Source organism: Stenotrophomonas sp. Sm6012, from assembly GCF_030985895.1.
In the GTDB taxonomy this organism is placed as follows: Bacteria; Pseudomonadota; Gammaproteobacteria; order Xanthomonadales; family Xanthomonadaceae; genus Stenotrophomonas; species Stenotrophomonas forensis.
The window spans coordinates 1-5378 of record NZ_JAPTFX010000213.1 but is presented as its reverse complement, the minus strand read 5'-3'; the positions used below and the strand labels follow the sequence as shown (position 1 = coordinate 5378).

At 66.0% G+C, this 5378-nt stretch carries 4 protein-coding genes; 1 reads left to right on the top strand and 3 read right to left on the bottom strand.

Annotated elements, in window-relative coordinates; genetic code table 11:
• Window positions 1–181: 181 nt before the first annotated feature.
• The 3 genes from lpdA to O0J73_RS21360 all read right to left on the bottom strand — a co-directional run bounded on the left by lpdA (window position 182) and on the right by O0J73_RS21360 (window position 4485).
• Window positions 182–1990, bottom strand: a complete 1809-nt coding sequence (gene lpdA / locus O0J73_RS21370) for a dihydrolipoyl dehydrogenase (RefSeq protein WP_006471340.1) — start codon at window positions 1988–1990, stop codon at window positions 182–184.
• A 108-nt stretch (window positions 1991–2098) separates the two neighbouring features.
• A complete protein-coding gene (aceF, locus tag O0J73_RS21365) occupies window positions 2099–3802 on the bottom strand; it encodes a dihydrolipoyllysine-residue acetyltransferase (RefSeq protein WP_197563974.1) in 1704 nt (567 codons plus the stop codon).
• A gap of 113 nt (window positions 3803–3915) precedes the next feature.
• Window positions 3916–4485, bottom strand: coding sequence for a DNA-deoxyinosine glycosylase (locus O0J73_RS21360; protein WP_197563975.1), 570 nt, complete (start codon window positions 4483–4485; stop codon window positions 3916–3918).
• Between the two features lie 186 nt (window positions 4486–4671).
• On the opposite strand from O0J73_RS21360, the gene O0J73_RS21355 reads away from it, so the two are divergent.
• Window positions 4672–5304: an OmpW family outer membrane protein gene (locus O0J73_RS21355; protein WP_006471404.1), complete on the top strand. Its 633-nt coding sequence runs from the start codon at window positions 4672–4674 to the stop codon at window positions 5302–5304.
• The last annotated feature ends 74 nt before the right edge of the window (window positions 5305–5378 follow it).

The window sequence follows — 5378 nt, the reverse complement described above, 5'->3', positions numbered from 1 at the left end:
TTTCGACAAAGTAAAGGAGGAGGCGACCGCCACAGGCGGGCGACGGGGGACATTTGTCGAAATGCCTGCCACCCGCGCAGCGGCCCGAACGCTCGCGATGACAACAGCCGAAGACGCCCCGCAGCCAACAAAAAAGCCCCGGCAGAAGCCAGGGCTTTTCGTTCGCAACGGCGCGGGCGCCTTACTTCTTCTTCGGCATGTACAGGTCGGTGATCGTGCCGTCGTAGATTTCCGAGGCCATCGCCACCGATTCGCTCAGCGTCGGGTGCGCGTGGATGGTGTGGCCGATGTCTTCGGCTTCGGCACCCATCTCGATGGCCAGGCCGATCTCGGCCAGCAGGTCACCGGCATGCACGCCGACGATGGCACCACCGATGATGCGGTGGGTCTCCTCGTCGAAGATCAGCTTGGTGAAGCCCTCGGTACGACCGATGCCGATCGCGCGGCCGCTGGCCGCCCACGGGAACTTGGCCACGCCAACCTTCAGGCCCTTGGCCTTGGCTTCGGTCTCGGTGACGCCGACCCACGCGATTTCCGGGTTGGTGTAGGCCACCGACGGAATCACGCGCGCCACCCACTCCTTCTTGTGGCCAGCGGCCACTTCGGCGGCCAGCTTGCCTTCGTGCGTGGCCTTGTGGGCCAGCATCGGGTTGCCGACGATGTCGCCGATGGCAAAGATGTGTGGCACGTTGGTGCGCATCTGGCGATCCACCGGAATGAAGCCACGCTCGGTGACCTGCACGCCCGCCTTCTCGGCATCGATCTTCCTGCCGTTCGGCGAGCGGCCCACGGCCACCAGCACGCGGTCGAAGGTGCCCTGCGCCAGCGCAGGCGCCTGGCCTTCCTCGGCGGCTTCGAAGGTGACGGTGATGCCCTTGGCATCGGCGGTGACGCCCGAGGCCTTGGTCTTCAGGTGCACTTCGATGCCCTGCTTCTTCAGGCGGTCGGCCAGCGGCTTGACCAGGTCCTTGTCGGCGCCCGGCATCAGCTGGTCCATGAACTCGACCACGGTGACCTTGCTGCCCAGCGCGCCATACACGGTGGCCATTTCCAGGCCGATGATGCCGCCACCAACAACCAGCAGCGAGCCCGGCACTTCGGCCAGCTCCAGCGCGTCGGTGGAATCCATCACGCGCGTGTCGTCCCACGGGAAGTTGGGCAGCTTCACCGCCTGCGAACCCGCGGCGATGATGCACTTCTGGAAGCGCAGCAACTGCGTGCTGCCGTCAGCGGCGGTGATTTCCAGCTCGTTGGCCGAAACGAACCTGCCGACGCCCTGCACGCTGCGGACCTTGCGCTGCTTGGCCATGCCGGCCAGGCCCTTGGTCAGCTGGTTGACGACCTTTTCCTTGTACTGGCGCAGCTTGTCCAGGGTGATGGTCGGCTTGCCGAACTCGACGCCGAAATCACCGGCGTGGGCCACTTCGTCGATGACCGCAGCGGCGTGCAGCAGTGCCTTGGACGGAATGCAGCCGACGTTGAGGCAGACGCCGCCGAGGCTGGCGTAGCGCTCGACCAGCACGGTGTCCAGGCCGACGTCGGCGGCGCGGAAGGCGGCGGTGTAGCCGCCCGGGCCCGAGCCCAGCACGACCATTTCGCATTCGATATCGGCCGGCTTGCCGCTGGACAGCGCCGGCTTCGGCGCGGCCGGTTCGGCCGGGGCGCGGTGCGACGGGGTCACCGGCGGCTTGTTGGCCGGCGCAGCTGCGGCCGGAGCCGGAGCCGCGGCCTTGGCCGGGGCTTCGGCGGCGCCTTCGGTTTCCAGCACCACGACCACGGCGCCTTCGGACAGGCTGTCACCCAGCTTGACCTTCAGTTCCTTGACCACACCAGCGGCCGAGGACGGCACTTCCAGGGTGGCCTTGTCCGATTCCAGGGTCACCAGACCCTGGTCCTTCTTCACCGTGTCGCCGACGGCGACCAACACTTCGATCACCGGCACATCGCTGTAATCGCCGATGTCGGGAACCTTGACTTCAATCGTGGCCATGGTGGTTTTCCTCGTGCCCGGCCGGCATGGCCGACGGGCTGTCACTGCATCTGTTCACGCAGCCGCGCCAGGGGGGCAGCGGCCACACGGTGGGGGCGAAGCGGTGCCTTACAGCAGCACGCGGCGCATGTCGGCCAGTACCTGCGACAGGTAGGTGGTGAAGCGTGCGGCCAGGGCGCCATCGATGACGCGGTGGTCGTAGCTCAGCGACAGCGGCAGCATCAGCTTCGGCGCGAATTCCTTGCCATTCCAGACCGGCTGGATGGAGGACTTGGAGACGCCGAGGATGGCCACTTCCGGTGCATTGACGATCGGGGTGAACGCGGTGCCGCCGATGCCGCCCAGCGAGCTGATCGAGAAGCAGCCGCCGCTCATGTCGGCCGGGCCCAGCTTGCCGTCGCGCGCCTTCTTGGCCAGTTCGCCGGTTTCCTGCGCGATCTGCACCACGCCCTTCTTGTCCACGTCGCGGATGACCGGCACAACCAGGCCGTTCGGCGTGTCGGCGGCGAAACCGATGTGGAAGTACTTCTTCAGGGTCAGGTTTTCACCGCTGGCATCGAGCGAGGCGTTGAATTCCGGGAACTTCTTCAGCGCCGCGGCGCTGGCCTTGATCAGGAAGGCGAGCATGGTCAGCTTGATGCCGGCCTTCTCGTTCTCCTTGTTCAGCGCCACGCGCAGGCCTTCCAGGTCGGTGATGTCGGCCTGCTCGAACTGGGTGACGTGCGGGATCATCGCCCAGTTGCGGGCGAGGTTCGCGCCGGAAATCTTCTTGATGCGCGACAGCGGCTGCACTTCGGTCTCGCCGAACTTGCTGAAGTCGACCTTCGGCCACGGCAGCAGGTTCAGGCCACCACCGGCGGCAACGGCACCACCGGCAGCAGCCGGCACGCCACCGCTGAGCGCGGCCTTGACGAACTTCTGCACGTCACCCTTGGTGATGCGGCCACCCTTCTCGGTGCCGCTGATCTGCAGCAGGTCCACGCCCAGTTCGCGCGCGAACACACGCACCGCCGGGGTGGCGTACGGCACCTTGGCCGGCAGCACGCCATCGGCATTGAACTGCACCGGCGGGCTGGACGGGGTACCGGCCGAGGCGATTTCGCGGGCGGCCAGCTTGTCCGGCTGGGCCGGAACGGCGACCGGCTCGACCTTGGTGGCGGTTTCGGCGGCGGCCGGGGCAGCGGCAGCGGCCGCCTTGCTCGGAGCCGGCGCAGCAGCGCCCTCGGCCTCGATGATGGCGACCACGGCACCCTGCGACAGGTTGTCGCCGACCTTGACCTTCAGCTCCTTGACCACGCCAGCGACCGACGACGGCACTTCCATGGTGGCCTTGTCGCTTTCCAGCGTGACCAGGCCCTGGTCCTTCTTGACCGTATCGCCGACGGCAACCAGCACTTCGATGACCGGAATATCGGTGTAATCGCCGATGTCCGGCACCAGCGCTTCAACGGCACCGCCGCTGGCGGCCGGGGCAGCAGCGGCCGGGGCCGGCGCGCTCTGGGTGGCAGGTGCCGGGGCAGCGGCCTTGGCCGGTGCCGGTGCGGCGGCGGCAGGCTTGGCAGCTTCGCCTTCGGCCACTTCGATCAGCGCCACGACCTTGCCTTCGGACAGGGTGTCGCCGACCTTGACCTTGAGTTCCTTGACCACGCCCGCCACCGAGGACGGCACTTCCATGGTCGCCTTGTCGCTTTCCAGCGTCACCAGGCCCTGGTCCTTCTTGACCGTGTCGCCGACGGCGACAAGCACCTCGATTACCGGGATATCGCTGTAGTCACCGATATCGGGGACAAGTGCTTCCTTGATTTCGGCCATGGGGATAACTCCGGCAATCTGGTGTAGGGAAACGTCTATTGTGCGGCCAGCGGGGTCCAGCGCCAACCGTTACAGGTGTTTTCAGTACGCACGCAGCCGGGACACGCTGTTGCTCATGGGTTGCGGCCTTGACCAGTCGGTAGCGTATTGTCCCGACGATGTCCGCTTGATGTCGCCAGCACGTCGGCCACCGGCTGCCACGCCAGGCGCAGGCGCGGCAGCGACCACGCCGCATTGGCCGGGCTGGTGGAGGGCAGCGCCAGCAGCCTCGGCGGCGCCTCCAGCCGGGGCAGCACCCAGCGCTGGAACGCCTGCATCGACGCCGCGCCATTGCAGGCGATCAGCTCCAGCTCAGGAAGCGAGGCGATCAGTGACGGCAGCGCATTGGGCACTTCCGTGCCGCGCACGATGTCCGCATCCAGGCTGCCGCGCCGCTCGCACTGGCCGATCACATCCCACAGGCCGACGCCCGCGGCGTTCAATGCCTGCAACCGCTGTGCATACGGCAGGCCCGCATCAAACCCGCAGATTTCCGCCAACAGCGGCCAGAAGCGATTGCGCGGATGCGCGTAGTAGCGCTGCTCATGCAGCGATGCCACACCCGGCATCGATCCCAGCAGCAGCACCCTGCAATCCACGTTCACCTGCGCTTGCAGGCCGATGCACATCGTCGCGGCGCTCACATCTTCTCCAACTGAATGAATGTCACGGATGTACGAAAACCCCATGAATACAGGCTTTTCGCACTACTCGCTGAACGAATAAAACTAATTTTTAACGCGCGTCGGATTCGATTCATGTTGAGGCGACTACGGTGTGCTCGCCCCGCAACCGGGGGCCCAAAACAAGAAACATTAGGAGATACCCCCATGCGCTCCATCCGTATCCTGAGTCTCGCCCTGCTGACCTCCGCCGCGTTCGCGCCGGCCGCTTTCGCCCAGGACAGCAGCACCGATACCGCTTCGGGCAAGCATTTTGCCGTTGTTGGCGGCATCTCGCTGCTGGAACCGAAGAACGACCCGATCACCGGCGTGAAGAAGACCGATGGCGGCCCGGCGCCGACCGTCAGCTTCAGCTACTACATCAACGACAACTGGGCCGTTGAGCTGTGGGGCGCTGCCGACAAGTTCGAGAACAAGTTCAAGGGCCCGAACAATGCCCGCCTGGGCTCGGTCGAGCAGCAGCCGATCGCGCTGAGCGGCCAGTACCACTTCGGCCAGGCTGACAACGTGTTCCGCCCGTTCGTGGGCGTCGGTTACTACCAGTCGAGCTTCAGCAACGAGAAGCTGGGCAACGGCGCTGACACCGACATCCGCTTCAAGGATGCCAAGGGCGTGATCGGCACCGTCGGCGTCGACATGAACATCAACTCCACCTGGTTCGCCCGTGCCGACGCCCGCTACATGCGCGCCCGCCCGGACATCAAGGTCGGCGGCGAGAAGATCGGCGAAGCCAAGATGGATCCGTGGACCGTCGGCTTCGGCATCGGCGCCCGCTTCTGATCCAGGCAGCACCGCTTCATTGATGCAACGCGACGGGCCCTGCGGGGCCCGTCGTCGTTTCCGTCACCTGCTGT